1 protein-coding gene is annotated in these 1,052 nt (G+C 56.3%); it reads left to right on the top strand.

Translation table 11 applies throughout. The annotated features are described in order from the left end of the window. A partial coding sequence (locus tag BFL40_RS27695; RefSeq protein ID WP_143088342.1) for an immunoglobulin-like domain-containing protein occupies nucleotides 1–1,052 on the top strand: 1,052 nt, incomplete at both ends.

Genomic DNA, 1,052 nt, shown 5'->3' on the forward strand with positions numbered 1-1,052 from the left:
GTCATCACCGACTCGATCGATACCACCACCGTTACTCTGACCGCGGATAAAACCGTGGTTGAAGGTGGCGACATCACGTACACCGCCACGCTGACTAACCCGTCGCAAACTGCGGTTACCGTGACACTCTCGAATGGTCAGACCATCACCATCAAAGCCGGTGAGTCCGTCGGCACGGCGGTGTTCCACACCCCGGCCAACGACGTCTACAACAACGGTTCGACCATCAGCACCACCATTACCAAGACCGACGGCGGTAACTTCGAGAAGTTGGTAACGAATCCTGATGCGGCTAAAACTGTCATCACCGATTCGATCGATACCACCACCGTTACTCTGACCGCTGATAAAACAGTGGTTGAAGGTGGCGACATCACCTACACCGCCACGCTGACCAACCCGTCGCAAACTGCGGTTACCGTGACACTCTCGAATGGTCAGACCATCACCATCAAAGCCGGTGAGTCCGTCGGCACGGCGGTGTTCCACACCCCGGCCAACGACGTCTACAACAACGGTTCGACCGTCAGCACCACCATCACCAAGACCGACGGCGGTAACTTCGAGAAGTTGGTGACAAATCCTGATGCGGCTAAAACTGTCATCACCGACTCGATCGACACCACCACCGTTACCCTGACCGCTGACAAAACCGTGGTTGAAGGTGGAGACATCACGTACACCGCCACGCTGACCAACCCGTCGCAAACTGCGGTTACCGTGACACTCTCGAACGGTCAGACCATCACCATCAAAGCCGGTGAATCCGTCGGCACGGCGGTGTTCCACACCCCGGCCAACGACGTTTACAACAACGGTTCGACCGTCAGCACCACCATCACCAAGACCGATGGCGGTAACTTCGAGAAGTTGGTGACGAATCCTGATGCAGCTAAAACTGTTATCACCGACTCGATCGACACCACCACCGTTACCCTGACCGCGGATAAAACCGTGGTTGAAGGTGGCGACATCACGTACACCGCCACGCTGACTAACCCGTCGCAAACTGCGGTAACCGTGACGTTGAGCAACGGCCAAACCATCACCAT

The organism is Pseudomonas costantinii (assembly GCF_001870435.1).
Classification (GTDB): Bacteria; Pseudomonadota; Gammaproteobacteria; order Pseudomonadales; family Pseudomonadaceae; genus Aquipseudomonas; species Aquipseudomonas costantinii.